The organism is Comamonas koreensis (genome assembly GCF_014076495.1).
GTDB lineage: Bacteria > Pseudomonadota > Gammaproteobacteria > Burkholderiales > Burkholderiaceae_C > Comamonas > Comamonas squillarum.
This window is the reverse complement of the sequence record NZ_CP043575.1, coordinates 490,032-516,316: the sequence shown is the minus strand read 5'-3', so window position 1 is coordinate 516,316 and position 26,285 is coordinate 490,032. Positions and strand designations below refer to the sequence as shown.

The 26,285-nt window shown below is 64.7% G+C and carries 19 protein-coding genes; 10 read left to right on the top strand and 9 right to left on the bottom strand.

Annotated features, from left to right (window positions below; all coding sequences use genetic code 11):
- Positions 1 to 38: 38 nt before the first annotated feature.
- Both F0Q04_RS02405 and recQ read right to left on the bottom strand, forming a co-directional pair.
- Positions 39 to 887, bottom strand: coding sequence for a hypothetical protein (locus F0Q04_RS02405; RefSeq protein ID WP_182344281.1), 849 nt, complete (start codon positions 885 to 887; stop codon positions 39 to 41).
- Positions 888 to 1,000: 113 nt separating this feature from the next.
- Positions 1,001 to 2,932, bottom strand: a complete 1,932-nt coding sequence (recQ, locus tag F0Q04_RS02400) for a DNA helicase RecQ (RefSeq protein ID WP_182344279.1) — start codon at positions 2,930 to 2,932, stop codon at positions 1,001 to 1,003.
- 332 nt (positions 2,933 to 3,264) lie between these two features.
- Between recQ and F0Q04_RS02395 the strand changes: the two genes are divergently transcribed.
- On the top strand, positions 3,265 to 4,329 hold the full coding sequence (locus tag F0Q04_RS02395) for a homocysteine S-methyltransferase family protein (protein ID WP_116925511.1): 1,065 nt from the start codon (positions 3,265 to 3,267) through the stop codon (positions 4,327 to 4,329).
- A gap of 29 nt (positions 4,330 to 4,358) precedes the next feature.
- On the opposite strand, the gene F0Q04_RS02390 is transcribed toward F0Q04_RS02395, so the two are convergent.
- Entirely contained in the window at positions 4,359 to 5,033 is a 675-nt protein-coding gene (locus tag F0Q04_RS02390; protein WP_116925302.1) for a GntR family transcriptional regulator, read from the bottom strand.
- 315 nt (positions 5,034 to 5,348) lie between these two features.
- Between F0Q04_RS02390 and F0Q04_RS02385 the strand changes: the two genes are divergently transcribed.
- From F0Q04_RS02385 to F0Q04_RS02360, 6 genes are all read left to right on the top strand, one after another.
- Positions 5,349 to 6,083 carry a DUF969 domain-containing protein gene (locus tag F0Q04_RS02385; RefSeq protein ID WP_182344277.1) on the top strand — a complete coding sequence of 245 codons (735 nt, stop codon included), beginning with the start codon at positions 5,349 to 5,351 and terminating at the stop codon, positions 6,081 to 6,083.
- Entirely contained in the window at positions 6,080 to 7,036 is a 957-nt protein-coding gene (locus F0Q04_RS02380) for a DUF979 domain-containing protein (RefSeq protein ID WP_116925301.1), read from the top strand. Before F0Q04_RS02385 ends, F0Q04_RS02380 begins: the two co-directional genes overlap by 4 nt.
- A 24-nt stretch (positions 7,037 to 7,060) precedes the next feature.
- Positions 7,061 to 7,729, top strand: coding sequence for a pyroglutamyl-peptidase I (gene pcp / locus F0Q04_RS02375; RefSeq protein WP_116925300.1), 669 nt, complete (start codon positions 7,061 to 7,063; stop codon positions 7,727 to 7,729).
- Between the two features lie 22 nt (positions 7,730 to 7,751).
- Positions 7,752 to 8,528, top strand: coding sequence for a LamB/YcsF family protein (locus F0Q04_RS02370; RefSeq protein ID WP_182344275.1), 777 nt, complete (start codon positions 7,752 to 7,754; stop codon positions 8,526 to 8,528).
- A 14-nt stretch (positions 8,529 to 8,542) separates the two neighbouring features.
- Positions 8,543 to 10,135 carry a 5-oxoprolinase/urea amidolyase family protein gene (locus tag F0Q04_RS02365; protein WP_182345528.1) on the top strand — a complete coding sequence of 531 codons (1,593 nt, stop codon included), beginning with the start codon at positions 8,543 to 8,545 and terminating at the stop codon, positions 10,133 to 10,135.
- 136 nt (positions 10,136 to 10,271) lie between these two features.
- Positions 10,272 to 11,996, top strand: coding sequence for an acetyl/propionyl/methylcrotonyl-CoA carboxylase subunit alpha (locus F0Q04_RS02360; RefSeq protein WP_182344273.1), 1,725 nt, complete (start codon positions 10,272 to 10,274; stop codon positions 11,994 to 11,996).
- 106 nt (positions 11,997 to 12,102) lie between these two features.
- On the opposite strand, the gene F0Q04_RS02355 is transcribed toward F0Q04_RS02360, so the two are convergent.
- On the bottom strand, positions 12,103 to 14,505 hold the full coding sequence (locus F0Q04_RS02355; protein WP_182344271.1) for a glucose/quinate/shikimate family membrane-bound PQQ-dependent dehydrogenase: 2,403 nt from the start codon (positions 14,503 to 14,505) through the stop codon (positions 12,103 to 12,105).
- A gap of 300 nt (positions 14,506 to 14,805) precedes the next feature.
- Here F0Q04_RS02355 and F0Q04_RS02350 point away from each other — a divergent pair, with 300 nt between their 5' ends.
- The gene (locus F0Q04_RS02350; protein ID WP_116925509.1) at positions 14,806 to 15,642 is read left to right on the top strand and encodes an aminoglycoside phosphotransferase family protein; all 837 of its coding nucleotides are present in this window, start codon (positions 14,806 to 14,808) and stop codon (positions 15,640 to 15,642) included.
- A gap of 193 nt (positions 15,643 to 15,835) precedes the next feature.
- On the opposite strand, the gene F0Q04_RS02345 is transcribed toward F0Q04_RS02350, so the two are convergent.
- Entirely contained in the window at positions 15,836 to 16,096 is a 261-nt protein-coding gene (locus F0Q04_RS02345) for a DUF7661 family protein (RefSeq protein WP_116925296.1), read from the bottom strand.
- 118 nt (positions 16,097 to 16,214) lie between these two features.
- Positions 16,215 to 18,179: a sigma-54-dependent Fis family transcriptional regulator gene (locus F0Q04_RS02340; protein WP_116925295.1), complete on the bottom strand. Its 1,965-nt coding sequence runs from the start codon at positions 18,177 to 18,179 to the stop codon at positions 16,215 to 16,217.
- Between the two features lie 280 nt (positions 18,180 to 18,459).
- Here F0Q04_RS02340 and F0Q04_RS02335 point away from each other — a divergent pair, with 280 nt between their 5' ends.
- On the top strand, positions 18,460 to 20,313 hold the full coding sequence (locus F0Q04_RS02335; protein WP_116925294.1) for a flavin-containing monooxygenase: 1,854 nt from the start codon (positions 18,460 to 18,462) through the stop codon (positions 20,311 to 20,313).
- A gap of 102 nt (positions 20,314 to 20,415) precedes the next feature.
- Positions 20,416 to 21,396: a YihY/virulence factor BrkB family protein gene (locus F0Q04_RS02330; protein WP_116925293.1), complete on the top strand. Its 981-nt coding sequence runs from the start codon at positions 20,416 to 20,418 to the stop codon at positions 21,394 to 21,396.
- Between the two features lie 81 nt (positions 21,397 to 21,477).
- On the opposite strand, the gene F0Q04_RS02325 is transcribed toward F0Q04_RS02330, so the two are convergent.
- The 3 genes from F0Q04_RS02325 to F0Q04_RS02315 all read right to left on the bottom strand — a co-directional run bounded on the left by F0Q04_RS02325 (position 21,478) and on the right by F0Q04_RS02315 (position 26,060).
- The gene (locus F0Q04_RS02325) at positions 21,478 to 22,779 is read right to left on the bottom strand and encodes an MFS transporter (protein WP_116925292.1); all 1,302 of its coding nucleotides are present in this window, start codon (positions 22,777 to 22,779) and stop codon (positions 21,478 to 21,480) included.
- 231 nt (positions 22,780 to 23,010) lie between these two features.
- Entirely contained in the window at positions 23,011 to 24,531 is a 1,521-nt protein-coding gene (locus F0Q04_RS02320) for an acetyl-CoA hydrolase/transferase family protein (protein ID WP_182344269.1), read from the bottom strand.
- Positions 24,532 to 24,767: 236 nt separating this feature from the next.
- On the bottom strand, positions 24,768 to 26,060 hold the full coding sequence (locus tag F0Q04_RS02315) for a solute carrier family 23 protein (RefSeq protein WP_182344267.1): 1,293 nt from the start codon (positions 26,058 to 26,060) through the stop codon (positions 24,768 to 24,770).
- Positions 26,061 to 26,285 lie beyond the last annotated feature (225 nt).

Sequence of the window (26,285 nt, the reverse complement as noted above, 5' to 3'; positions counted from 1 at the left end):
GATGGCTGCTGGCTTCAAAGGGGGAGACGCGTTAAGGCTTACTCTTCGATGGGCTCGGACACGACCGACTCGAATGCCTGGCGGAGTGCTTCGGGATCTGCTGGCAGAGTGCTTTCCGAGTCTTTGAAGGTGATGCCAGTCCCATCAGCGTTGCTGGTGGTCAGGCGGCGAACGATCAGCAGGTTGCTGGCCGTTGCGGGTGAGGTTCCGGTATAGCCCTCGCCATCATTGACTTTGTAGTCAAAGTAATAGACCTGCTCGGTGCGGTTGGCCACGTTGAACTTGATGCACACCACCAAACCGGCATTGGGTCCGCTGGTCACATTTTCGCAGCCAAATCGGTTGTCTGCGGACATGACGAAGCCGGTGCCGTAGTTGCTCGCAGGCGTCAGCTTTTCCAGTTTGACGACATCTGACCGGGGTGTGCTGGTTCCCAGCGGGGTAAAGAGCCAAATGCCGAACAGGCTTTGCGGGCTGGTGTCATAGCCGAAGTTGAAGCGCGAGATTTCCTTTTCCGCTTCACCCGGGAACTTGATGTAGCCTTTGGTGCCCGAGTCAAAGCGCATCGACACCACACCATCGTTGCCGTTGTCCTGGCCAATGCGTTCGTTGCTGCCCAGGTAGCGGCCGCCACGGTATTTGTTCAAGGTGCCGGAGTACTGGTTGTTCTTGTAGGCGCCCGAGGTCAGGTAGAACGTGGCATTGCCGCTGGCGTCATAGGCATACATCTGCATGACCAGGGTCTGGCCCTGCACATCGATGGCCAGGCCGCGACCGGGCTTGCCATTGAGTTCGCTGGTAACCACCCAGGTGCCCGATTGGGGCATATAGGCCTGGGCCATGCTGGTGCCCAGCAGGGCGCCGATTGCGATCCATTTTTTCAGCATATGTCTGTCCGTTGGTTAATAGTTTTCAACAATTAAAACGGCATTAGAGCATAGCTTTACAAAATGGAAGCATGCGTTTTACTTTGTTTGCAATGCAACAACAATATTTGAGCTTAGAGGCTGCTGCACACCCGGAGCACCGCCTCCCCATAAGCCTCCAGCTTCTTCACCCCAATCCCGCTCACCCCCTGCAGCTCGTCCAGGCTCTGCGGGTTGCGCTGGGCGATGGCGGCCAGGGTGGCATCAGCGAAGACCACGTAGGCGGGGACGTTGTGCTCCTTGGCCACTTCGGTGCGCCAGGCCTTGAGGTTGATGAAGCGGACCTGCTCGTCGGGGCCCAGGTTTTGCGCGGCGACGGCGGGTTTGGTGCTGCGCTGGCGCTTGCTGGGGCTGCGCTCGGCGGTGCTTTCGCGCAGCTTCACGGTTTGCTCGCCGCGCAGCACGGCGCGTGAGCCGTCGCACAGGGTGAGGGTCTCGAAGCTGTAGCCAGCTTCGGTCTGCACCTTGTGGGTGGCCAGCGCGCCAATGGCCAGCAGCTGGCGCAGCACGCCGCGCAGCTGGGGCTCGGTGTAGTCCTGGCACAGGCCAAAGGTGCTCAGCTGCTGGTGGCCGAACTGGCGCACCTTGTCGGTTTCCTTGCCGCGCACGATGTCGAGGATATGGCTGGCGCCAAAGGTGATCTGGCTGGCCGAATGGGCGCGGTAGATGGTGGACAGCAGCTTGCGCGCGGCATCGGTGCCGTCCCAGGTCTTGGGCGGGCTCAGGCAGTTATCGCAATTGCCGCACTGGTAGCGCGGTGCCTTCTCGGCAGATGCGGCGGAGGCCTCGGGGTGGGCCGAGTCGTAGTCGCCGCCCTGGCCGTAGACCTCGTCAAAATAGGCCAGCAGGCGCACGCGCCGGCAGCCGGTGGCCTCGGCCAGGCCCAGCAGCGCGTCGAGCTTGCCGCGCATCACCTGCTTGAAGGCATCGCCCGCCGGGCTCTCGTCGATCATGCTGCGCTGGCTGACCACGTCGCGGTAGCCATAGGCCATCCAGGCATCGGCGGGCAGGCCGTCGCGCCCGCCCCGGCCGGTTTCCTGGTAGTAGCTCTCGATGTTCTTGGGCATGTCCACATGGGCGACAAAGCGCACATCGGGCTTGTTGATGCCCATGCCGAACGCGATGGTGGCGACCATCACAATGCCTTCTTCGCGCAGAAAGCGGCTTTGGTTCTTTTGGCGCAGCTCGGCGCCCAGGCCGGCATGGTAGGGCAGGGCGTTGATGCCGGCATCGCACAGCGATTGCGCGACCTCTTCGACCTTCTTGCGCGAGAGGCAATACACGACGCCTGCGTCGCCATCGTGCTCGCGCTCGATGAAGCGCAGCAGCTGGGCGGTGGCGTCCTTTTTCTCAACGATGGTGTAGCGGATGTTGGCGCGGTCAAAGCTGCTGATGAAGACGCGCGCCGATTCGAGCTGCATGCGCTCGACGATGTCGGCGCGGGTCAGCGCATCGGCCGTGGCGGTGAGCGCAATGCGCGGCACGCCGGCATAGCGCTGGTGCAGCACGGTCAGCTCGCGGTACTCAGGCCGAAAGTCATGTCCCCACTGGCTGACGCAATGGGCCTCGTCAATCGCGAACAGGGCCAGCTTGCCCATGGCATGCAGCTCATCGAGCAGGCCCAGAAAGCGCGGCGTGTTGAGCCGCTCGGGCGCCACATACAGCAAGGTGATGCCGCCCGACATCAGCTGTAGCTCCACATCGCGGGTCTGGTCGTAATCCAGCGTGGAGTTGAGGAAGGCCGCGTCCACACCGATCTCGTGCATGGCGCTGACCTGGTCGTGCATCAGTGCGATGAGCGGCGAGATGACGATGGTGGTGCCATGGCCCTGCTGCTGGCGCACGATGGCCGGGATCTGGTAGCACAGGCTTTTGCCACCTCCGGTGGGCATCAGCACCAGCGCATCGTCGCCGCCAATCACATGGTCAACAATGGCTTGCTGCGAGCCGCGAAAATGCGCATAGCCAAAGGCATCTTGCAAGACGGTGTGGGCGAGGGAAGTCACAAATTGCTAGAGAAGGCAGCTGTGCCAGCCCCCTGGGAGGGCCGCGCAAGCGGGGTATCGTCAACGGGCCAGAAGAAGTCGCCCAGACACGGAGCCCGGGCGCAGGCGCAAAGCGCTATTGTGCGCGTTTTGGGGCGCAGCAACGGCAGGGCGGGGTTTGTGGGGCGGTAACGGGCGGTTTTGTGGCGCGGATGCCCTGCAATTGCGCTGTGGATGTGATGCAGATGTGCTGTAGAGGCCCTGCAGCAAGCGGGCGCCATACAACCAGCGCCGGTATGGCAAATAACGCCTGGGCGCCACGCCTGGCGGGCGGCCGCCCTACAATGGCCGCCATGTCACTGCCCCGCTATACCCGAGCCCAAGAACTGCCCGCCACCCTGGCCAAGCGCCTCGTCATTCTCGATGGCGCAATGGGCACCATGATCCAACGTTTCAAGCTGGGCGAGGCCCAGTACCGGGGTGAAGGCTATAGCGGCCCTGGCAGCGTCGGTGAGCGCTTCAAGGACTTTGCCTACGACGTCAAGGGCAACAACGAGTTGCTGTCGCTCACCCGCCCCGATGTGATCAGCGACATCCACGAGAAATACCTGGCCGCTGGCGCCGATCTGATCGAGACCAATACCTTTGGTGCGACGACGATTGCCCAGGAGGACTACCACATGGCCGATCTGGCCTATGAGATGAACCTCAAGAGCGCCCAGCTGGCACGTGCGGCCTGCGACAAGTACAGCACCCCGGACCATAAGCGCTATGTGGCTGGCGCCTTGGGCCCCACGCCCAAGACGGCCTCGATCAGCCCCGATGTGAACGACCCGGGCGCGCGCAATGTGACCTTTGAGGCGCTGCGCCAGGCCTACCTGGAGCAGACCTTGGCGCTGATCGAGGGCGGCGCCGATGTGATCCTGGTCGAGACGATTTTTGACACGCTCAACGCCAAGGCAGCGCTGTTTGCGGTGGACGAGGCCTTTGAGCAGACCGGCGAGGTGCTGCCGATCATGATCAGCGGCACCGTCACCGATGCCTCGGGCCGCATTCTGTCGGGCCAGACGGTGACGGCCTTCTGGCACAGCGTGCGCCATGCCAACCCGCTGTCGATCGGGCTGAACTGCGCGCTGGGCGCCACCCTGATGCGCCCCTATGTGCAGGAGCTGGCCAAGGCCGCACCCGACACCTTCATCAGCTGCTACCCCAATGCCGGCCTGCCCAACCCGATGAGCGATACCGGCTTTGACGAGACGCCCGAGATCACCAGCCGCCTGGTGCACGAGTTTGCCGCTGAAGGCCTGGTCAACATCGTGGGCGGCTGCTGCGGCACCACGCCCGACCACATTGGCGCCATCGCCCAGGCGGTGCAAAGCGCCACGGCGCGCAAGCTGTTCTACCCCGCAACTGCCTGAACGGCGGCGCGGCCTCAACGCAGCGGCGTTTACAGCTCCATGCCCGCATCGCTCATGCGGCGGGCATAGACGCTCAGCAGCACACGCTCGGAATGGGTCAGGTAGTCATGCATCAGCTTGGCCGCCTGCTCCATCTCCCCGGCCTCAAAGCGCTCCAGGATGTGGGCATTGAGGTCGATATAGGGCGCATGCATGAACTCGGCATCGCCCAGCATGCCAAAGGCCAGGCGCAGCTCCACCAGCAGGTGCGAGAACAAGGTATTGAGCCGCTCGCTATCGGCCAGCGCCACCACCCCTTTGTGAAAGCGCATATTGCCGGTGCCCACCTCCACCCAGCGGCCGGCCTCGCGCAGCTGCTTCTGGGCGGCGACGGCCTCGCGCATTTCCTTGCGCGCCGGGTGCTGCGGGATGGCCTGCTGCAGCGCCTGGCACTCGATCATGCGGCGCACGCGGTAAATGTCCATGATCGAGGCCATCGACGGGATGGCAACAAACACGCCCCGGTTGGGCAGATGGCGCAGCAGCCCTTCCTTGGTCAGCAGGCGGAACACCTCGCGCAAGGTGTTGCGCGAGATCTCCAGGCTTTCGCTCAGCGCCACTTCCGAGAGGCGTGATCCGGGCTGGAATTCGCCACGCACGATGCGGTCGCGAATCTGCTCGGCCACGCGGTCATTGAGCGAGAGAGTAGGCAGTGCAACATTCATGGCGATCGCAGGTAGTCAGAGATTGATACACATGATAGCGGCGGCCTGTGGTCCGGCCCAGCGCATTGGCCCCAGCCCCTGAATCGGTCACTGTGGCGATTTTCTTCGCCACAAAGACGAGAATTTCGCCTACATCGCTATTTGAAAGCAGATGTGTACGGGTTTTCCCGATAAGAAAGCTTGTTTTGTTTGGCTAAACTTTTGTATTGTTCAACAAACTCAAATTTACCATTGGTCAAATTGATGATTTGTTGAACAAAAACTATGCGGTGCCCAGTCCTTGGGAACCGTGCCTATAACAAACCTTGTATTGTCATGGACAGCTCAATCGTCAACCTCTGGCCGCTCCTCGGGGTGGCCGTCATCATCGTGGGATTCGTCCTGCGTTTCAATCCCTTTGTGGTGGTGGTCGTGACGGCGCTCGTCACCGCTGCGCTGGCGGGTTTCCCCCTGCAAAAAGTGCTGGCCGAGCTGGGCACGGGTTTTGTCAAAACCCGCAACCTGCCGCTCATCCTGGTGTTGCCGCTGGCCGTGATCGGCCTGCTGGAGCGCCATGGCCTGCGCCAACACGCGCAAAACTGGATCGGCCACATCAAGTCGGCCACCACCGGCCGCCTGCTGATCGTCTACCTGGGCGCGCGCCAGCTGACCGCTGCCATTGGCCTGACCAGCCTGGGTGGCCACCCCCAGATGGTGCGCCCACTGCTGGCCCCCATGGCTGAAGGTGCGACCGAAACCCGCTACGGCAAGCTGCCCGAAGCGCTGCGCTACCGCCTTCGCGCTTTCAGCGCCGCCACCGACAACGTCGGCCTGTTCTTTGGTGAAGACATTTTTGTGGCCTTCGGCGCGATTGTGCTGATGACCACCTTCCTGCATGAAGCGGGCATCGACGTCGAGCCGATCCATGTGGCCGTCTGGGGCATCCCCACGGCGATCTGCGCGTTCCTGATCCATGCCTACCGCCTGCGTCGTCTGGACCAGTACATCGCCAAGGAAATGGCCAACGCGCCTGCCGCAGCATCGACCATCCGTGAAGGAGGTGAAGCATGATTTTCAGCATCACCCAAGTCTATTGGCTCGCCGGCCTGGTCATGGCGGCCGTGGCCGTCTTCAACCTGCTCGATGCCAGCAACCCCAAACGCTGGACCACCGGCCTGTTCTGGGGCCTGTACGCGGTCATGTTCCTGCTGGGCGACAAGATGCCGCCTGAAGTGGTCGGTGCCGGCGTGATCGTGCTGGCTCTCATCGTGCTGGTCAAGGGCGTGGGCGGCGGCAAGCCGCAAGTGCGCAGCGATGCCGAGAACAAGGAAAGCGCGCTGCGCCTGAAGAACAAGCTGTTTGTGCCGGCGCTGGCCATCCCTGTGGTGACCGTGATCGGCAGCGTGCTGCTCAAGGACTTCAAGATCGGCGGCAACTTCCTGATCGACCCCAAGAACGCCACCTTGGTGAGCCTGGCGCTGGGCTGCATCATCGGTGCAGCGATGGCCTGCAAGATGACGAAGGAATCGCCGGTGCAATCGCTGCGCGAATCGCGCCGCCTGGTCGATGCGATGGGTTGGGCCATGGTGCTGCCGCAGATGCTGGGCATGCTCGGTCTGGTGTTCTCGGACGCCGGCGTTGGCAAGGCCGTGGCCCATGTGACCACCACCTACATCAACATGGACCTGCGCTTTGTGGCCGTGGTGGTGTACGTTGTCGGCATGGCGCTGTTCACCGTCATCATGGGCAATGGCTTTGCCGCCTTCCCGGTGATGACGGGCGGCGTGGGCGTGCCGGTGCTGATCAATGTGTACCACGGTGACCCGGCCATCATGGCCGCGGTAGGCATGCTCTCGGGCTACTGCGGCACCTTGCTGACCCCGATGGCGGCGAACTTCAACATTGTGCCGGCGGCGCTGCTGGAGCTGCCGGACCGCAATGCGGTGATCAAGGCGCAGGTGCCCACGGCACTGGGCATCCTGGTCTGCAACGTGTTTTTGTTGTATTTTTTGATGAACCACTGATCGCCGCAACCACAGGACTCCTGCATGACTGACGCAACCGTACTGGTGCTGGGCTTTGAGCCCTTTGACAAAGCCCCCCTCAACCCCGCGTGGGAAGTGACCCGCAGGCTCGATGGCAAGGCAATCGGCGGTGCGCGCATCGTCGGCGTGCAGCTGCCCTGTGTGTTTGGCAAAGCGCTGGAGGCGCTGGACGCCGCCTTGCAGCAGCACCAGCCCAGCCTGGTGATTGCGCTGGGCCTGGCTGGAGGCCGCACGGCCTTGTCGATCGAGCGCGTGGCCATCAATGTCGATGATGCCCGCATCGCCGATAACGCCGGCCAGCAGCCCATCGATGTGGCGGTGGCCGCCGATGGCCCTGCGGCCTATTTTGCGCGGCTGCCCATCAAGCAGGCGGTCGCTGCGATGCGCGCAGCCGGTGTGCCCGCCGAGGTGAGCAACACCGCCGGCACCTTTGTCTGCAACCATGTCTTCTACGGCCTGATGCACCGCCTGAACACCGTGCCCGCCTGGGCGCAGACGCGCGGCGGCTTCGTGCATGTGCCCTACCTGCCCGAGATGGCCGCAGCGCTGCCGGGCGCCCCGAGCATGGCGGTGGAGACGCAGTGCAAGGGTATTGAAGCGCTGATTGCGGCCGTGCTGCGGCATGATCCAGAGCAGCAGGATCTGCAGCTGAGCGCAGGCCAACTCCACTGAAATTCATAAGAAAGGTAGCACCATGTCCCTCACCATGGATTTGAACAGCGACCTGGGCGAGAGCCTGGGTGCATGGACCATGGGCGACGATGCGTCCATGCTGTCCATCGTCAGCAGCGCCAACGTGGCCTGCGGTTTTCATGCAGGCGATCCGGCTGGCATTCTCGATACCTTGAAAAAAGCCAAGGCCAACAACGTCGTGGTCGGTGCCCATGTGGCCTACCGCGACCTGGTCGGTTTTGGCCGCCGCAACATGGATGTGGCCCATGCCGACCTGGTGAGCGATGTGATCTACCAGATTGGCGCGCTGCAAGGCCTGGCCGCTGCGGCAGGCACCACGGTGCGCTATGTCAAACCCCATGGCGCGCTGTACAACACCATCGCCCAGGACCGCCGCCAGGCCGCTGCCGTGATCGAAGCCATGCAGGCTGTGGGCGGACAGCTGGCGCTGGTGGTGCTGGCCGGCTCGCCGCTGATGCAATGGGCGCGCGACGCGGGCCTGACGGTGATTGCCGAGGCCTTTGCCGACCGGGGCTACACCCCGCAAGGCACATTGGTATCGCGCCGCGAGCCCGGTGCCGTGCTGCACGACCCTGAGATGGTTGCTAAGCGCATGCTGCAGCTGGTGCAGCAAGGCACGGTGCAGGCCAATGATGGCTCGGTGGTCGAGGTGCAGGCCGATTCCATCTGCGTGCACGGCGACAGCCCCGGCGCGGTGGCCATGGCCCAGGCGGTGCGTGAGCACCTGCAGGCCGCTGGCGTGCAGATCCGCTCCTTCATGGACAAGGCGGGCGCATGAGCGACGAACGCACGATGCGCTTATTGCCGGTGAGCGACCAGAGCATGCTGGTGGAGCTGCAGGACCTGGAGCACACCTTGGACCTGCTGGCTGCTTTGCAGGCCGAGCTGCCCGCTGGCGTGCAGGAGCTGGTGCCCGCTGCGCGCACCATCCTGATCGCCTTTGACCGCTGGCAGACCAGCGCGGCCGACCTGCAGCGCCACATGGCTGCGCTGCAGCTGGGCCGCCAGGCCCGCAGCGCCGGCCAGCGTGTTGAGATCGCGGTGCACTACGACGGCGAGGACCTGGCCGATGTGGCGCAGATCCTGGGCATTGATGTGCCCGAGCTGATTCGCCGCCACAGCGGCAGCGACTACAGCGTGGCCTTTTGCGGCTTTGCGCCCGGCTTTGCCTACCTGACCGGGGGCGACCCGAGCCTGAACGTGCCGCGCCGCAGCACGCCGCGCACCAAGGTGCCTGCGGGCTCGGTGGCGATTGCCGGCACCTTCAGTGCCGTCTACCCCAATGACACCCCCGGCGGCTGGCAGCTGCTGGGCCGCACCGATGTGCCGATGTGGGACCTGCTGCGCGACCCGCCTGCGTTGCTGCAGCCGGGCATGCTGGTGCGCTTTGTCGACGCCAGCACTGCTGCTGGCCAGGCCTTGCTCCAGCAGCAATCCGCTGTGCAAGCCCCAGCCCCGGCAGCGGCGGAGCACACCGGCGCCGGCATGCGCGTGCGTGCCACCGGCCTGCAAACCCTGGTGCAGGATGCCGGCCGTGCCGGCCAGGCTGGCCAGGGCGTATCGGCCGCCGGTGCGCTGGACCAGGGCGCGATGCGCCGTGCCAACCGCCTGGTGGGCAACGATGCGCGCCTGTCGGTGCTCGAATCGGTGGCCGCAGGCCTGCAATTGCAAAGCCGGGGTGCCACCGTGGTGGCCGTCACTGGCGCCACCGGCCCCTTGACCGTGCGCAGCGCCAGCGGCGCTGCCTGGCAGGCCGAACGCAATGCGGCCATTGCGTTGAACGATGGCGATGTGATCCAGCTGGGCGAGCCCGACAGCGGCGTGCGCAGCTATGTGGCCGTGCGCGGTGGCTGGCTGGTCGAGCCCGTGCTGGGCAGTACCAGCACCGATACCCTGGCCCGCATTGGCCCCGCCGCATTGGCTACCGGCCAGACCCTGGCCGTGGGCGATGCGCGCGATGCCGCTGCCGTGGAGGACGCCGATCTGAACCCGCCGGCGCTGCCCAAGGCCGGAGAGACCGTGGTGCTCGATGTCGTCATGGGCCCGCGCACCGACTGGTTCACCCCCGAGGCCGTGGCCCTGTTTGCTGCGCAGCGCTGGCAGGTGACCCCCCAGTCCAACCGCGTGGGCTTGCGCCTGGCTGGGCAAGAGGCTCTGGTGCGCAGCCAAACCCAGGAGCTGCCCAGCGAGGGCACGGCCCTGGGCGCCATCCAGGTGCCCGCCAGTGGCCAGCCTGTCCTTTTCCTGGCCGACCACCCCTTGACCGGTGGTTACCCGGTCATCGCCTGCATTGCCTCCTACCACCTGGACCTGGCCGCGCAAGTGCCCGTCGGTGGCTGGTTGCAATTCCGCCCCCTGGCGCCCTTTGCGGACCTGGTGGGCTGAGTGTGGAACAGGGCCTGCGCGCCCGTTCTTGAATGGATTTAGCTATGAGCGAAGTGTTGATTGCAAAAGGCCGTGAAACACGCTGCGGCAATCTCACTTCTCTGTCGTGTTTTGGTTGTCTGGAGTCTTCTCAGCCATGAAAAAAGTTCTGATTGCAAATAGAGGCGAGATCGCCGTCCGCATCATCCGTGCCTGCACGGACCACGGCCTCAAGAGCGTGGCGGTGTATGCCGACGCCGATATCGACGCCCTGCATGTGCGCATGGCCGATGAGGCCTATGCGCTTGAAGGCCAGCGCCCGGCCGAGACCTATCTGGACATCGCCAAGCTGATCGCAGTGGCGCAAAAAAGCGGCGCAGATGCCGTGCACCCAGGCTATGGCTTTCTGTCCGAGAACGCCGCCTTTGCCCGCGCGGTGATCGGTGCCGGTCTCACCTGGGTGGGACCACCGCCTTCGGCCATTGAGCAGCTGGGCGACAAGGTGCAGGCGCGCAAGCTGGCGCTGAGCGTCGGTGCGCCGCTGGTGGCAGGCACGCCCGAGCCGGTCAAGGATGTCTCCGAAGTGCATGCCTTTGCGCGTGAGCATGGCCTGCCGATTGCGGTCAAGGCCGCGTTCGGCGGTGGTGGCCGTGGCATCAAGGTGATCTGGAAGGCCGAGGACATCGACGAGCTGTATGGCGCGGCGGTGCGCGAGGCGGTCACGGCCTTTGGCCGTGGCGAGTGCTTTGTCGAGCAGTTCCTGGACAAGCCCCGCCACATCGAAGCCCAGGTGATGGCCGACCAGCACGGCAATGTGCGGGTGCTGGGCACGCGTGACTGCTCGCTGCAGCGCCGCAACCAGAAGCTGGTCGAAGAAGCACCTGCGCCATTCCTCACCGACGCGCAGCGCGAGCGCATCCACCAATCGGCCCGCGAGATCTGCCAGGCTGCGGGCTATGTGGGCGCCGGTACGGTGGAATACCTGCTGAGCCAAGGCGGCGCGATCTCGTTCCTGGAGGTCAACACCCGTTTGCAGGTGGAGCATCCGGTGACCGAAGAGACCACCGGTACCGACCTGGTGCGACTGCAGTTCCGCGTGGCCGAAGGCGAAGTGCTGGCCGATACCTCGGTGCCTGCACCCCACGGCCATGCCTTTGAGTTCCGCATCAATGCCGAAGACGTGGGCCGTGGCTTCCTGCCCGCCCCTGGTCTGGTGACCCGCTTCGAGGCCCCATCGGGCCCCGGCGTGCGCGTTGACAGCGGTGTGGAATCGGGCTCGCAAGTGGCGGGCCAGTTCGATTCCATGCTGGCCAAGCTGATCGTCTGGGGCCCCAGCCGCGAAGTGGCCGTGCAACGCGCACGCCGCGCTCTCAAGGAGTTCAAGATCGAAGGCGTGCCCACGGTGCTGCCTTTCCACGAAGCGGTGATGGCGCATGCCGACTTCATCAACGGCGAGCACTTTGGCGTGCACACCCGCTGGATCGAAACCGAGCTGATGCCCCAGTGGGATGCCCAGCCCGAAACCCGACCCCAGCCTGCCGCTACCGCTGGCCTGCAGCGCGTCGCCATCGAGCTCGACGGCCGCCGCGTGATGCTGGGCCTGCCCGCTTCCCTGCTGTCGGGCCTGTCGGCCCCTGGCGCTGCCCCAGCGCCCGTGGAAGCGGCTGTGGACGAGAAGGCCGTCACTGCCGCCTCCGCCGGCACCCTCACGACCTGGAAGGTCGCTGATGGCGCCAGCGTGCAGGAGGGCGAGCTGATCGCCGTGATGGAAGCCATGAAGATGGAAATGCAGATCAACGCCCCCCGCGCTGGCCGCATCAGCCTGAAGGTGGACGCAGGCAGCTACCAGGCGGCCGGTGCAGTGATTGCACGGATCGACTAAGCCGCATTTTTACCAATGCAAAGGGCCGCGCAGCCATGGGTTGCGCGGCCCTTTTTATGCGTTGGGGAGCGCTGCTTTTGGCGACGGCTCCCCATCCGTCTGCCCATCAATCCGGCAGCGCATAGGCCATCAGCGAGTCGCCCATCTTGGTGCCGAACGAGCCATGCCCGCCGGCCATGATGACCACATACTGCTTGCCGCCGATGTCGTAGGTCATGGGGGTGGCCTGGCCGCCCGCTGGCAGGCGCGCCTGCCAGAGCAGATCGCCGTTGCTGGCGTTGAATGCGCGCAGGTAGTTGTCCTGCGTCGCGCCAATGAACATCAGATTGCCGCCGGTGGAGATCAGGCCGCCCAGGCCGGGCACACCGGCCTTGATGGGCGGCAGCTGCATCAGATGGGGGAGGCTGTCGCGGATGGTGCCCACGCGCTTTCTCCACACGACCTCATGGGTGGCGAGATCCACACCAGCGACGGTCATCCATGCGGGCTCCTTGCAAGGCAGACCCAGCGGTGACAGGAAGGCATTGAGCTCCACCCCATACGGCGTGCCGTACATGGGCTGCACGCCTTGCTCGGTGCCGGCGCCTTTTTCAGTGCGTGGGCGGTTCGGGTCTGCAGGGATCAGCCGCGAGACAAAGGGCAGACCCAAGGGATTCATGAACGCGACCTGGCGGTCGGTGTCCACCGACATGCCGCCCCATTCGAATATGCCGAGGTTGCCCGGGAACACCAAGGTGCCATTTTCCGACGGTGGCGTGTAGATGCCCTCGTAGTTCAGGCGGTGGAAGATCACCCGGCACATCAGCTGGTCGAACATGGTGGCGCCCCACATGTTCTTGTCGGTCAGGTTCTCGTGCGGGCCCATGTTCAATGTCGAGAAGGGCTGCGTCGGCGAATAATGCTCGCCCTTGGTTTGTGGGCCACGCTTGACGCTTTGCGGCACCGGCTTTTCGGTCACCGGCAGGATGGCTTCGCCACTGCGCCGATCAAGAACGAACAGCTGTCCTGTCTTGGTCAGCACATAAATGGCAGGCACCGTTGTGCCATCGGGGCGCTTGAGGTCGACCAGCGAAGGCTGCGAGGGCACATCCATGTCCCAGAGGTCATGGTGGGTGGTCTGGAAGTTCCAGACCAGCTTGCCGGTGCTGGCATCCAGGGCCAGCATCGAATTGGCATAGCGCTCTTTCAATTCGGTGCGGTCGCCGCCCCAGATATCGGGCGTTCCCACGCCGGTCGGCACGTAGACGATGTCGGTCTTGGCGTCATAGGCCAGCGGTGCCCAGGCATTGGGGGAGTTGTGCACAAACTCGCCTTTCTCGCCCGGCATCTGGTTCGGGTCCTCGGCGCCGGTGTCAAACACCCAGCGCAGCGCACCGGTATTGACGTCATAGCCCCGGATCACGCCCGAGGGCTCTGCGTTGGACAGGTTGTCGGTGATGGAGCCGCCAATCACGATCGTCGAGCCCGTCACTACCGGGGGCGAGGTGGGGTTGTAGCCGCCACGGTAGGGGAACGGCATGTTGGCCTGCAGGTCGACCTGGCCCTGGTTGCCAAAGTCGCTGCAGGGCTTGCCGGTGTCCGGGTTCACCGCGAACAGGCGCCCATCGTTGACCGGCAGAATGACTTTGCGGGGGCACTCGGCAGAGGCCTGGGTCAGGTTCTTTTGCACGCTGGCGCTGTTGCCCTCGACGTTGGCGCTGTCGTAGTACGACACGCCTCGGCAGGTCAGATGCTGGAAGGTGCGGTCGGCTTTGAGCTGCGGATCAAAACGCCAGAGGCGCTTGCCGGTTGCGGGGTCGAGCGCATCGAGGAACTGGTGGGTCGTGCAGATGAACATGCGGTTGCCCACCTTGATAGGGGTCAGCTCCGCCGTGGTTTCGCCCGAGTCGTCATCGCCCTTGAAGTCGCCCGTCTGGTACTTCCAGGCCAGCTGGAGCTTGCTCACATTGCCATCGTTGATCTGCGCCAGCGGCGAGTAGCGCACACCGGCCTGGGTGCGCCCATAGGCCGGCCAGTCAGCATCGGCCACGCCGGCCACCGGTGTTTTCTGCGCCGACGGCGCGCGCGCCAGGCTGCCATTGACCTCTTGCGGATCGTTGAACCAGCTCATGCCCAGCACGGCAAGCACCGCCACAAGGCCAAGCGAGAGCAGCGATTTCGCGCCTGCGCTTTGGCTCAGCCGCCGGCTCGCCCAGGGCAGCACCAGCCACAGGCCCAGCACAAACCAGATATCCAGTCGCGGCGTCAGCGCCCAGAAATCGGTCCCCGACTCCCAGATGCCCCATGCGATGGTGGCAAGCAGCAGCACCGCATACAGCCACAGGCTAGCGGCGCGGTCGCGCGCATACCACCAGGTGATGACGACCATCACCAGGCCTGCCACCAGGTAGTAGGCCGAGCCCCCCAGAGCGATCAACCATCCACCGCCCCCCACTAAAAACAAGGTCACCAGGACCAGAATCGCTACGGTGAAGTTTCTAGCGATGGGTTTGCCATGCGATTGCGTCATTGCTTCCACTTTCAGGCCATCGGGCCCAAGGTTGAACGGAAGACTTCTACCCATTGGAGCAGTCGCTAAACGTTCTAGTCTCTGGGCCGCTGAATTGGATGAGTCGGCAACTATTGCAGCACCAGACGATGGCAGTGTCTGTCAGCCAAATGCGGTGTTTTCCGCGCAGCAGCGGAAAAGCCCGGGCACCCGAATGGGCGCCGTCTTGCTTTTGATTTGCGCAGCAGCCATCTGCGCCCGCCCATGGTGGTGCACCAGGATTTCCAGGCAGGCGCATGCACGTCTACGACAATGCGGTGCATGTCCTCCGACCTCGAACCCTTCAATGTCTACCTCCAGCGCTGGGGTGTACGGGCTGCTGGCAAGCCCGTGGTCACGGCGACCAGTGATCTTCTGCCGGTGAGCCTGCGCGGGTCGCCAGAGGGCCTGCCGGCAATGATCAAGGTGACGCGAGATGCTGACGAGCGCATTGGCGGCCAGGTGCTGCAATGGTGGGGTGGCCATGGCGCGGCGCGGGTCTATGCCTCTGATCCCGCGTCAGGCGCGCTGCTGATGGAGCGCGCCATGGGCTCCCAGGATTTGCTGCGCATGGCTTTGGCAGGCGAGGATGATGCGGCGACGGCCTGTATCTGCCACACCCTGGCCCAGCTGCATTCCCACCGCGCATCGGACCCCCCGGAACATCTGCTGCCGCTGGCGGACTTTTTCAGGTCGCTGGCGCCGATGGCGCAGCGTGAAGGGGGGCTGATGGCCGACTGCGCCATGGTCGCCCAGGAGCTGTTGCATGATCAGCGTGAGCAGGTCGTGCTGCATGGCGATGCGCACCACCGCAATATTCTCGATTTCGGGCAGCGCGGATGGCTGGCGATAGACCCCAAGCGCGTCAGCGGTGAACGCTATTACGACTATGTGAATGTGCTGTGCAACCCGGATCTGCCAAGCTGCACCGACCCGCTGCGCTTTGCGCGCCAGTTGGCGGTCATTGTCGATGTGGCGGGACTGGAGCGCCAGCGCCTGCTGCGGTGGGTGATGGCCCACGCCGCTTTATCTGCTGCCTGGTTTTTGGAGGACGGATCGCACAGCCAGGCCCACCAGGAGTTGGCCGTGGCGCATCTCGCTCGCCAGGCCTTGGCCTGAGGCTCTTTGAACAGGTTCTTAGGGCTGGCAGCTCCCGCCTCACCGCAGCGGCATCGCTGCAGGTGCTGAAGATGCTGCGCAGCTGTCCAGGCAAGCGCCGTGATGGTGTGGGGTGGCAGGCTATCTCCTCAGGCACCGCCCGAATGCCAACCAGAATGCCAGCCCTATCCCTGGTGGCTGCGTACACACCCGCTCAGGGAGTGCCTGCGTTCCTCGACGCATCCCCCGCACCCGTCACCCCTATCTCCGTCACATCGCCCCTGCTGCCCGTCGCCATCTCATGGTAGATGTCGTAGAGGTACTGGGTCAGCTCGCTGGCGGGCAGATCGGCGGGGACGGCCAATTGCACGGGTGCGCGCTTGCCGTCCTGCCCGACGGCATAGCAGCGCCAGCCGGTGCTGACGGGTTCCAGATCAAGGATGCGGCCAAAGACATTAAAGCGGTATCGGGGCATGGGCAGGCAATGCGGCAAGGGGGTGGTGGCACCAGCCTAACCGAGGCGGCGCAGGCCGTTGCTTTAGCGGGGCTCTTGCGTGTTGCGTGCGGGGCGCGAGGAGACTGTGAACAGTGGCCTAAGGCCGCTCTCCCTCCTGCCTGGCAAACACCCGGCTGAGCTGCTGGCGCTGGATGCGGCGGTGGATGGTGGAGCGGTTCACGCCCAGCAGGCGGGCGGCTTCGGAGACATTGCCCTGGCACTGGGCCAGGACTTGCTCCAGCGTGGCGTTGCGCAAGGCAGGGCCATCCAACGCGGTATCTGCCAATGCGCCATCGCTGACCGTGTCCCGCCCCTGCGCCACAGCGGGGCTGCGCTGCAGCGCATCGGGCAGGTGCTCCAGGTCGATCTGCTGCTCGGCCAGCGCAGCGGCATAGCGCAGCGCATTGTGCAGCTCGCGCAGATTGCCGGGCCAGTGGTGGGCGCGCAGGGCGGCTTGTGCGGCCTCGCTCAGGCGCAGGCTGCAGCCCATGACGGCGAGCATGTGCGCGGCCAGGGCCAGCAGATCGCTGCGCTCGCGCAAGGCGGGCAGCGGCAGCTCGGCGGCGTTCAGGCGGTAGAGCAGGTCGGCGCGGAACTGGCCGCTTTGGGCCAGCTCGGCCAGCGGCCGGTGCGATGCGGAGATGACGCGTATATCGACCTTGCGCGGCGCACGCGCGCCCAAGGGCGTGATCTCCGACTCGGACAGCACGCGCAGCAGCTTGGCCTGCAGAGCCAGCGGCATGTCGCCGATTTCGTCGAGAAAGAGGCTGCCCTGGTGGGCGGCCTCGATCAGCCCGGTGCGGCCTTTGTGCGCGCCTCCCGTCCAGGTGCCGGGCAGGTAGCCAAACAGCTCGCTCTCGAGCAGCGCCTCGGGGATGGCGGCGCAGTTGATGGCGACAAAGGCACCGCTGCGGCCGCTGGCCGCATGCAGCGCGCGGGCCAGAAACTCCTTGCCGCTGCCGGTCTCGCCCTGCAGCAGCACCGGCAGGTCCTGTGGCGCCAGCCGCGCGGCCTTGTGCAGCACCTGGCCCATGGCCGTATCGCCGGTGTTCAGCGCCTGCAGCGGCGCTGGCAATGTGGGGCGCGGGATGGGCTGCGCGCTGCTGCGCGGCTGAGGCGGCAGCGCATGGGCAAACCAGATGCTGCCGTCGCGTGCGCGCAGGATGCGCTCTTGCGCCGGGCGGTTGCGCATCAGCTGCGGCAGTGCCTGCAGGTCGGTGTCAAAAAAGCGGCCCAGGGGCTGGCCTGTCAGCAACGGGTGCTGGCGCCAGTTCAGCCCGGCAATGGCGGCCAGCATGCGGCTGGCGGCATGGGTCATCGCGCGGATGCGGCCGCGCGCATCGATGCTGAGGGCGGCGTCAGCATCGACATCGAGAAAATCGGGCGACTGCGCCAGGCGCAGCACCCAGTCGCTACCCGATTGGGCCATCAGGTTGGCCAGCTCCACGCGGCGCACGGCAGCGGTGACCAGGTGCAGCGCCATCTGCTGGCTGGCGCGGGCGGCGGGCGAGCGCAGCAAGGACAGATCCAGCACCGCAGCGAGCTGGCCTTGCAGGTCGTAGATGGGCGCGGCGGTGCACGACAGGCGCGTGTGGGTGAAGTCGAAATGGTCGCTCTGGTGCACCGTCAGCGCCTCGCCGGTCGCCAGGCAGGTGCCGACGGCCGAGGTGCCTGCCACATCCTCGCGCCACTGCGCGCCCAGGTAGAGGCCGGCGCCGCGCAGGTCGCTGGCGTCGCTGTCATGGCCCAGAAAATCCACCGCCACGCCATGGCGGTCGGCCAGCAGCAGCACATAGTCCAGGCCCTTGAGCTGTTGGTAGAGGCGCTCGAGCCCGCTGCGGGCAATGCGGATCAGCGGCTCGGACTCTTCGCGGTGGGCGCGCAGCTGGCCGGCGGGCACGATATGGGCTTCGCTGGTGCGGCAGGGGTCGAGCCGGTGCTGGTCGATGCAGCGGCGCCAGCTGCCCAGCACGGCCCGGTCGCGTGCCTCCCCCTGCAGCGGGTAGCCCATGCCAAAGGCTTCGAGCTCCTGGACATGGGCGGTATAGCTGTGGATGGGCATGGCGGGTCTCCTGCAATCACCGGGCTGATTCTGTGCCCGCCCGCAGGTGCTGCCAATCAGGCTAACCCGCAACACATGCTGCAGTGCAAAAGGGCGCATGCAACAGGTGTTGCATCGGCTGCGGCAGTGCCGCTGCCAGCCCGCTGCTGGCAAACCCGCAATGCGCGCCCCTGGTGCAAGGAGGTTGCAGTGCAGCATGGCCGCTTGGCATGGGGCTTGCAAAAACAGCCCAGCTGCGGCCGCTCAGCCGCTGCGATATCCCAAAAAAAGGAGACAAGCCATGACAACCGCTACCACCGCCAACCCCACCCCGGATGCCAGGCCCGCTGAGGCCGGCACCCCCACCGCCCGCGCCCAGGCCCTGCTGGACCAGCTCAACCAGGCGCTGGCCGCCCGCGATTTTGCGGCCGCCAGCCAGCTGTTTGCCCAAGACTGCTTCTGGCGCGACCTAGTGCTGCTGACCTGGAACCTCAAGACCTGCGAGGGCCCGGCGCAGGTGGCCGACATGCTGGCCGCGCAGCTCGACGCCGCCGCGCCCCTGGTGCTGCAGCTCGATCCGAAGGAGGAGGTCATCGAGGCTGATGGCGTGCTGAGCGCCTGGCTGGTGGTGGATGCGCGCCATGCGCGGGGCCTGGGCCACCTGCGTATTCGCGATGGGCGCATCTGGACCTTGCTGACCACGATCCAGGAGCTCAAGGGCTTTGAAGAGGCGCAAGGCCTGCGCCGGCCGATGGGGGCCGAGCACGGCATACGCCGGGGCCGCAAGACCTGGCTGGACCGCCAGCAGGAAGAGGCCGAGACCCTGGGCGAGAGCCGCCAGCCCTATGTGCTGGTGATTGGCGGCGGCCAGGGCGGTATTGCGCTGGGCGCGCGGCTGCGCCAGCTGGGCGTGTCGCACATCGTCATCGACCGGCAGCCGCGCCCGGGCGACCAATGGCGCAACCGCTACAAATCACTGTGCCTGCACGACCCGGTCTGGTACGACCACCTCCCCTACATCCCCTTTCCCGAGCACTGGCCGGTGTTTGCGCCCAAGGACAAGATTGGCGACTGGCTGGAGATGTACACCCGCGTGATGGAGGTGAACTACTGGTCGTCCACCCAATGCCTGGGCGCGCGCTATGACGAGGCGGCCCAGGAGTGGGAAGTGACGGTGGAGCGCGAGGGCCGCCAGATGGTGCTGCGCCCCCAACAGCTGGTGTTTGCCACCGGTATGTCGGGCAAGGCCAACATCCCCCGCATCGAAGGCCAGGAGCGCTTCCGGGGCGAGCAGCAGCACTCGTCGCAGCATTCCGGGCCCGAGGCCTATGCCGGCAAGAAGGTGGTGGTGATCGGCGCCAACAACTCGGCCCACGACATCTGCGCGGCGCTCTGGGAGCATGGCGCCGATGTGACCATGGTGCAGCGCTCGTCCACGCATATCGTGCGCTCCGATTCGCTGATGGACATTGGCCTGGGCGATCTGTACTCGGAGCGCGCGGTGGCCAGCGGCATGACCACGAAGAAGGCGGATCTGGTCTTTGCCTCGCTGCCCTACCGCATCATGGCCGACTTCCAGGTGCCGCTGTATGACCGCATCCGCGAGCGCGATGCCGAGTTCTACCGCCAGCTCGAAGCGGCGGGCTTCATGCTGGACTTTGGTGATGACGATTCGGGCCTCTTTATGAAGTACCTGCGCCGCGCCTCGGGCTACTACATCGATGTGGGCGCCTGCGACCTGGTGATCGACGGCAGCATCAAGCTGCAGGCGGGCGAGAACAAGGGCATCAGCCACCTGACCGAGAACGCCGTGGTGCTGAGCGATGGCACCGAGCTGCCCGCCGATCTGGTGGTCTATGCCACCGGCTACGGCTCGATGAATGGCTGGGTGGCCGAGCTCATCAGCCAGGAGGTGGCCGACAAGGTGGGCAAGGTCTGGGGCCTGGGATCGGACACGACCAAGGACCCGGGCCCCTGGGAGGGCGAGCAGCGCAATATGTGGAAGCCCACCCAGCAGCCGCAGCTGTGGTTCCACGGCGGCAACCTGCACCAGTCGCGCCACTATTCGCTGTACCTGGCGCTGCAGCTCAAGGCGCGGCAGGAAGGGCTGGCCACCCCGGTCTATGGCCTGCAGCCGGTGCACCATCTGCGCTGAGGGTGCCTGGGCGGTTCGCAGAATGTCAGGAATTGGCACCTGGTGCCAGCTATGGCCGATGGCTGACACCGGCGGGCCGCCCATCGATGCCAGAATCGGGCGATGGTGACACAAGACTCGACGCTCGCCCAGCGGGTGCAACGCAAGCTCAATCCTTTCCGCCCCTTCTACCATGCGGCCGAGCAATGGCTGGCGGCCGATGGTCTGCGCATGAGCGCGGCCATGTCGTTCTACGGCATGCTGAGCCTGGCGCCGCTGCTGCTGCTCTTGGTGGGGGTGCTGGGCTGGTGGCTCGATCGCTCCTACATCGAGAGCAACCTGATCCACCAGGTCGAAGACATCATGGGATCGCAAGTGGCCGATGTGGTGCGCGGTGCGCTGTCGAGCGCGCAGACCAAGTCGCAAGGCCTGATCGCCTCGGCGATTGGTTTTGTGATGCTGCTGTCGGGCGCGACCGGGGTGTTTGTGGAGCTGCAGACCTCGCTCGAGCGCCTGTGGAACCATGGCGAAAAAGTCGACAAGAGCGGCACGCCCTGGTGGTACTCGCTGGTGCAGCGTGTGCGCGGCCTGGGCTATATCCTGGTGCTGGGCTTTTTGATGCTGATATCGCTGGTTCTCACGACGATGCTGAGCATGACCACGCGCTGGGCCGGTGCCGTGTTGCATATCGAGGCCCCCGGCATGCTGCTGGGCGTCATCAACGAGACCGTGTCCTTCCTGATCACCGTCACCTTGTTCGTCGGCATGATGCGTATCGGCACCGGCACCAAGCCCCGGCTGCGTTTTTTGATTGCCGGCGCGGCCATTGGCGCCTTCCTCTTCACCATCGGCAAGCAGGTGCTGGCCTGGTATCTGTCCACCGCTGCCGTGGTCTCGGCCTATGGCGCGGCCGGCTCGCTGGTGGTGCTGCTGATGTGGATCTATTTCTCGTCGGCTATTTTGCTGTTTGCCGCCAGCTGCGCGCGCGCACTGAACAGTGCTGACATTGCGCTGCATGGCAAAGGAGGAGGCGGGGCCGAGGAGGACAGCACGCGCCTGCGGCCAACGGCCGGGCAGGCCGCTACCGTGGATTTCCAGATCTAAGAACCTTTTCAAAGTCTCTACGCAGCAACAACAATGCGCCCGAGGGCGCATTGTTTTTTGGGAGGAGGGCTTAGCCGCTCCCTAGTGGGCCTGGGCCTTCACATCAAAGCCTTCGGCGCGGGTGTCATGGCGCATGAAGAACACCAGTGCAAACGCGACGACCGCCAGCGATGCCAGGAACATGACGGCGTAGACATCGTTGCCCATCTTGTCCTTCAAGGTGCCGAAGATCGTGGGGCCGATGTAGCCGCCCAGGTTGCCGATGGAGTTGATCCAGGCGATGCCCGCAGCGGCTGCGGTGCCGCTCAAAAAGGCGGTGGGCAGGGTCCAGAAGGTGGGCAGCGCGCTGAAGATGCCAAAGGCAGCCAGGGTCACCGCCGCCATCTTGGGCACCGGTGCGGCGGTGTTGGCGGCGATCAGCAGGCCGGCGACGATGCAGGCCAGCGGAATCAGCACAAACCATTTGCGCTCCTTCATGCGGTCGGAGCCGCGCGTCCAGAAGATCATCGCGATCGCGCCGACCAGGTAGGGGAAGGCGTTGATAAAGCCCACCTGCACATTGGACAGGCCACCAAAGCCCTTGATGATCTGCGGCAGGAAAAAGCCCAGGCCGTAGAGCGGCACGGTGATGCCCATGTAGACAAAGCCCAGCGCGATCACCTTGGGGTTGAGCAGGGTCTGCTTCCAGGAGATCTTGTGGATGGATTCGCGGTTCTGGCGCTCGGCCGTCAGGGTCTGGGCCAGCCAGGCGCGCTCTTCGTCGCTCAGCCACTTGGCATCCTGCGGGCCATCGGGCAGGTAGAACAGCACGACAAAGGTCAGGAAGATCGCGGGCAGCGCTTCGAGGATGAACAGCCACTGCCAGCCGTGCATGCCGCCCATGCCGTCCATGTCGAGGATAAAGCCGGAGATGGGCGCGCCGATCACTGTGGAGATGGGGATGGCAAACATGAACCAGCCCACAATGCGCGCCCGGTAGGCGGCCGGGAACCACAAGGTGATATAGAAGATCACGCCGGGGAAAAAGCCCGCCTCGGCAATCCCCAGCAAAAAGCGCACGATGTTGAAGCTGGTGGCGCCGCCGACCCAGGCCTGCGCGGCCGACAGCACGCCCCAGCTGAACATGATGCGGGCAATCCATTTGCGCGCGCCAAACTTCTCCAGCGCCAGGTTGCTGGGCACTTCACAGAGAAAGTACGACAGAAAGAAGATACCGGCCGCGCTGCCAAAGACCGCTGCCGAGAACCCCAGGTCCTTGGACATGCTGGCCCCGGCAAAGCCGATATTGACGCGGTCGAGGTAGGCGATGAAGTAGCAGACCATCAGCAGCGGCAAGAGCCGCCAGCTGATCTTGGAGATGGTGCGCTGTTCCAGGGTGTCCATATTTGGTCTCCGATGCTGTTATGGGTAGGACGGGTGGCTAAGGTGCTTCGCTTTTGATAGCTGTATGTTCAGCTTTATCAAAGGCTTCTGCGGCTTTTTACATAGCTGATGCCATGGATCGCCGCTATTGTGCGCCGCAGCGCGCGCCGCCGCTATTGCGTCGGAGACAGATGCAAAAAAGCCCCGCGCAGCGCAGCTGCCGGGGCATGGAAACGGGGTCAGGGTCCGGAATCAGGCGGTCTTCATCGAGCCGGTATCGAGGTAACGCTGGTGCCAGGACAGCGCCTCGGTCAGGATGTGGGGCGTGTGCAGGCCGGCCGACTGGTGCATCGCGCGGTCCACATAGTCCTGCAGCATGGGGCGGAAGTCCGGGTGCGCGCAGCGCTCGATGATGAGCTTGGCGCGCTGCCTGGGCGAGAGGCCGCGCAGGTCGGCCAGGCCCTGCTCGGTGACGATGATCTGCGTGTCGTGCTCGGTATGGTCCATATGCGAGCACATCGGCACGATGCAGGAGATATGGCCGTTCTTGGCCACCGAGGGCGTGACGAAGAAGGACAGGTAGCCGTTGCGCGCAAAGTCGCCGCTGCCGCCAATGCCGTTCATCATGCTCGAGCCCATCACATGGGTGGAGTTGATGTTGCCGTAGATGTCAGCCTCGATCATCGAGTTCATCGCGATCACGCCCAGGCGGCGCACCAGCTCTGGGTGGTTGGAGATCTCCTGCGGGCGCAGGATGATGCGTTCGCGGTAGAAGTCGATGTTCTCCTCGAAATCGCGGTAGGCAGCTGCCGACAGCGAGATGGAGGTGGCCGAGGCGCGCGCCATCTTGCCCGTGCGCAGCAGGTCCAGCATGCCGTCCTGCAGCACCTCGGTAAAGCCCAGCAGGTTGTCGAAGGGGCCGGTGAGCAGGCCGGCCAGCACGGCATTGGCCACATTGCCCACGCCCGACTGGATGGGCAGCATCTCCTGGGGCAGGCGCCCCATCTTCATCTCGTGCGAGAGAAAGTCGATGATGGAGGCGGCAATGGTGTTGGAGTTGGCGTCCGGGGCGGCAAACACATTGTCGCGGTCACCCTTGTGGGTCTCGACGACGGCGACGACCTTGTCCAGGTCCACCTTCAGGTAGCCCTCGCCAATGCGGTCATCGGCGTGGGTCATGCGGATGGGCACGCGGCGCGGCGGGATGGCGGTGCCGTAGTAGATGTCGTGCATGCCTTCCATCTTGGCGGGAGGCTTGGTGTTCACCTCCAGGATCACCTTGTCGGCAATCTCCAGCCAGGTCTTGTTGTTGCCAACGGCAGTCGACGGGATCAGCAGGCCATCGGCGGTGATGCCCAGTACTTCGACCACCGCCACATGCATGTGGCCCAGAAAGCCGAACCAGGCATGCTGGGCGACGTGGGACAGGTGCATGTCGATGAAGTCGATGTCCCCGGCATTGATGGACTTGCGCGCGATCGGGTCGGTGTTGAAGGGCAGGCGCTGGCCGATGGCAGCGGCCTCGGCCAGCACGCCGTCGCATTCGGCAGCGGTGGAGGCGCCCGTCCAGACATTGATCTTGTAGGGCCGGCCGGCGGCATGCTCGGACTTGGCATGGGCTGCGATGGCCTGGGGCAGGGCCTTGGGGTAGCCTGCGCCGGTGAAGCCGCTCATGCCCACATTGGCGCCAGCAGGGATCAGGGCAGCCGCGTCGGCGGCGGACATGATGCGGGAGTGCAGCGCGCTGCAGCGCACACGGTCATTCAACGACATGGGGGGAGACTCCAGGAAGGTGTTTTCGTTATTGTCTACAGATGCTGCCCGGCGGCAAAGGCCGGGCTGCGAGGCGGGCAAATCTTAGCAGTCGTTGCACCCGAAACCATTAAGGATCCGGGAATACCCGATTGTGGATAAGTGCTACTGCGCTGGCAATTTATTGTTGCACTGCAACAATTTAGCGCATAAAAAAGCCCGGGACAACCGGGCTTGGCGATGCGTTGGCGTGCCGCTCAGCGCTTGTCGCTGCGGTTGAGCAGTTGGTAGAGGATGATCGCGCCGAAGGTCGCGGTCCCGATGCCGCCCAGCGCAAAGCTGCCGAACTTCAAGGTGAAGTCGCCGGTGCCGATGATCAAGGTGATCGCCGCAACGATCAGGTTCTTGTTCTGCGAGAAATCCACCTTGTTTTCCACCCAGATCTTGGCGCCGGCCACTGCAATCAGGCCGAACACCACGATGGATACGCCGCCCATGACGGGCAGTGGAATGGCCTGGATCAGCGCGCCGAACTTGGGCGAGAAGCCCAGCAGCAGCGCGATGAGGCCAGCGACCATGAACACCGCGGTGGAGTAGATGCGGGTGGCCGCCATCACGCCGATGTTTTCTGCATAGGTGGTCACGCCCGTGCCGCCCACGCCGCCGCTGACCATCGTGGCCACGCCGTCACCGATGAAGGCCCGGCCCATGTACTGGTCCAGGTTGCGGCCGGTCATGGCTGTCACAGCCTTGATGTGGCCCAGGTTCTCGGCCACGAGGATGATCACGATCGGGGCGATCAGCACCATCGCCTGGGGGCTGAACTGGGGTGCCGAGAAATTGGGCATGCCAATCCAGGCGGCCGTGGCCAGGCCCGACAGATCCACCGGCTTGCCCAGGCCCATGCCATTGGTCAGGATGGCGTAGAGGACAGCTGCGGCAATCAGGCCCACCAGGATCAGCAGGCGCTGCACCATGCCCCGGGTAAGCACGGCCACCATGCCAACGCAGACAAAGGTCATCGCCTGCATCCAGCTCTCGAAGTTGTTGCTGGCCATGTTCTTGACGGGAACCGTGGCCAGGTTCAGGCCGATCACGGCCACGATCGCGCCCGTCACCACCGGTGGCATGAAGCGCTCGATCCAGCCCGTGCCCACCGCCTGCACGATAAAACCGATCAAGGTGTAGAGCAGGCCACAGGCGATGATGCCGCCCAGCGCCATGCCGATGTTGGCATTGGGCCCGGAGCCGGCGTAGCCGGTGGCGGCAATCACCACGCCGATGAACGCAAAGCTCGATCCCAGGTAGCTGGGCACGCGCCCGCCGGTGATCAAAAAGAAGATCAAAGTGCCGACGCCACTCATCAAAATGGCGACATTGGGATCAAAACCCATCAGAATGGGCGCCAAAATGGTCGAGCCAAACATGGCGATGACATGCTGCACCCCCATGATCGAGGTTTGTGGCCAGGGCAGGCGCTCATCGGGCGCGACAACATCATCAGCACCCGGGCGCACTTCGCGCCAGCGGGGAAGGAAGGAATCAGACATGGTTTTGGCAGGCCGCAGGCAGGGCTGCTCCGGGAGGGGCAGTTGCAGGCGAGCGAGAGAAAAGGTGCTGCATCATAGTGAATTTGGCAAGCCTTGTAGAGAGAGGGAAACTCTCTAACCAGCGCCAGGGCGAGGACTGCAAGGCCCCGCATGCCCGGGTCGGCGCAAGGCTGTGGTGCGGTAGCACTGGCTTGTTGGGTGAATGCGATAGATAATCACAATGAC

Excerpts from the sequence above, each read along its gene's own strand:
- F0Q04_RS02380 (WP_116925301.1), top strand. The coding sequence starts at position 6,080 with ATGATTTTCAGCATCACCCAAGTCTATTGGCTCGCCGGCCTGGTCATG.
- F0Q04_RS02360 (WP_182344273.1), top strand. The coding sequence starts at position 10,272 with ATGAAAAAAGTTCTGATTGCAAATAGAGGCGAGATCGCCGTCCGCATC.
- F0Q04_RS02385 (WP_182344277.1), top strand. The coding sequence starts at position 5,349 with ATGGACAGCTCAATCGTCAACCTCTGGCCGCTCCTCGGGGTGGCCGTC.
- F0Q04_RS02350 (WP_116925509.1), top strand. The coding sequence starts at position 14,806 with ATGTCCTCCGACCTCGAACCCTTCAATGTCTACCTCCAGCGCTGGGGT.
- F0Q04_RS02330 (WP_116925293.1), top strand. The coding sequence starts at position 20,416 with ATGGTGACACAAGACTCGACGCTCGCCCAGCGGGTGCAACGCAAGCTC.
- F0Q04_RS02335 (WP_116925294.1), top strand. The coding sequence starts at position 18,460 with ATGACAACCGCTACCACCGCCAACCCCACCCCGGATGCCAGGCCCGCT.
- F0Q04_RS02325 (WP_116925292.1), bottom strand. The coding sequence starts at position 22,779 with ATGGACACCCTGGAACAGCGCACCATCTCCAAGATCAGCTGGCGGCTC.
- F0Q04_RS02395 (WP_116925511.1), top strand. The coding sequence starts at position 3,265 with ATGTCACTGCCCCGCTATACCCGAGCCCAAGAACTGCCCGCCACCCTG.
- F0Q04_RS02355 (WP_182344271.1), bottom strand. The coding sequence starts at position 14,505 with ATGACGCAATCGCATGGCAAACCCATCGCTAGAAACTTCACCGTAGCG.
- F0Q04_RS02320 (WP_182344269.1), bottom strand. The coding sequence starts at position 24,531 with ATGTCGTTGAATGACCGTGTGCGCTGCAGCGCGCTGCACTCCCGCATC.
- F0Q04_RS02315 (WP_182344267.1), bottom strand. The coding sequence starts at position 26,060 with ATGTCTGATTCCTTCCTTCCCCGCTGGCGCGAAGTGCGCCCGGGTGCT.
- F0Q04_RS02405 (WP_182344281.1), bottom strand. The coding sequence starts at position 887 with ATGCTGAAAAAATGGATCGCAATCGGCGCCCTGCTGGGCACCAGCATG.
- pcp (WP_116925300.1), top strand. The coding sequence starts at position 7,061 with ATGACTGACGCAACCGTACTGGTGCTGGGCTTTGAGCCCTTTGACAAA.
- F0Q04_RS02390 (WP_116925302.1), bottom strand. The coding sequence starts at position 5,033 with ATGAATGTTGCACTGCCTACTCTCTCGCTCAATGACCGCGTGGCCGAG.
- F0Q04_RS02340 (WP_116925295.1), bottom strand. The coding sequence starts at position 18,179 with ATGCCCATCCACAGCTATACCGCCCATGTCCAGGAGCTCGAAGCCTTT.
- F0Q04_RS02365 (WP_182345528.1), top strand. The coding sequence starts at position 8,543 with ATGCGCTTATTGCCGGTGAGCGACCAGAGCATGCTGGTGGAGCTGCAG.
- F0Q04_RS02370 (WP_182344275.1), top strand. The coding sequence starts at position 7,752 with ATGTCCCTCACCATGGATTTGAACAGCGACCTGGGCGAGAGCCTGGGT.
- F0Q04_RS02345 (WP_116925296.1), bottom strand. The coding sequence starts at position 16,096 with ATGCCCCGATACCGCTTTAATGTCTTTGGCCGCATCCTTGATCTGGAA.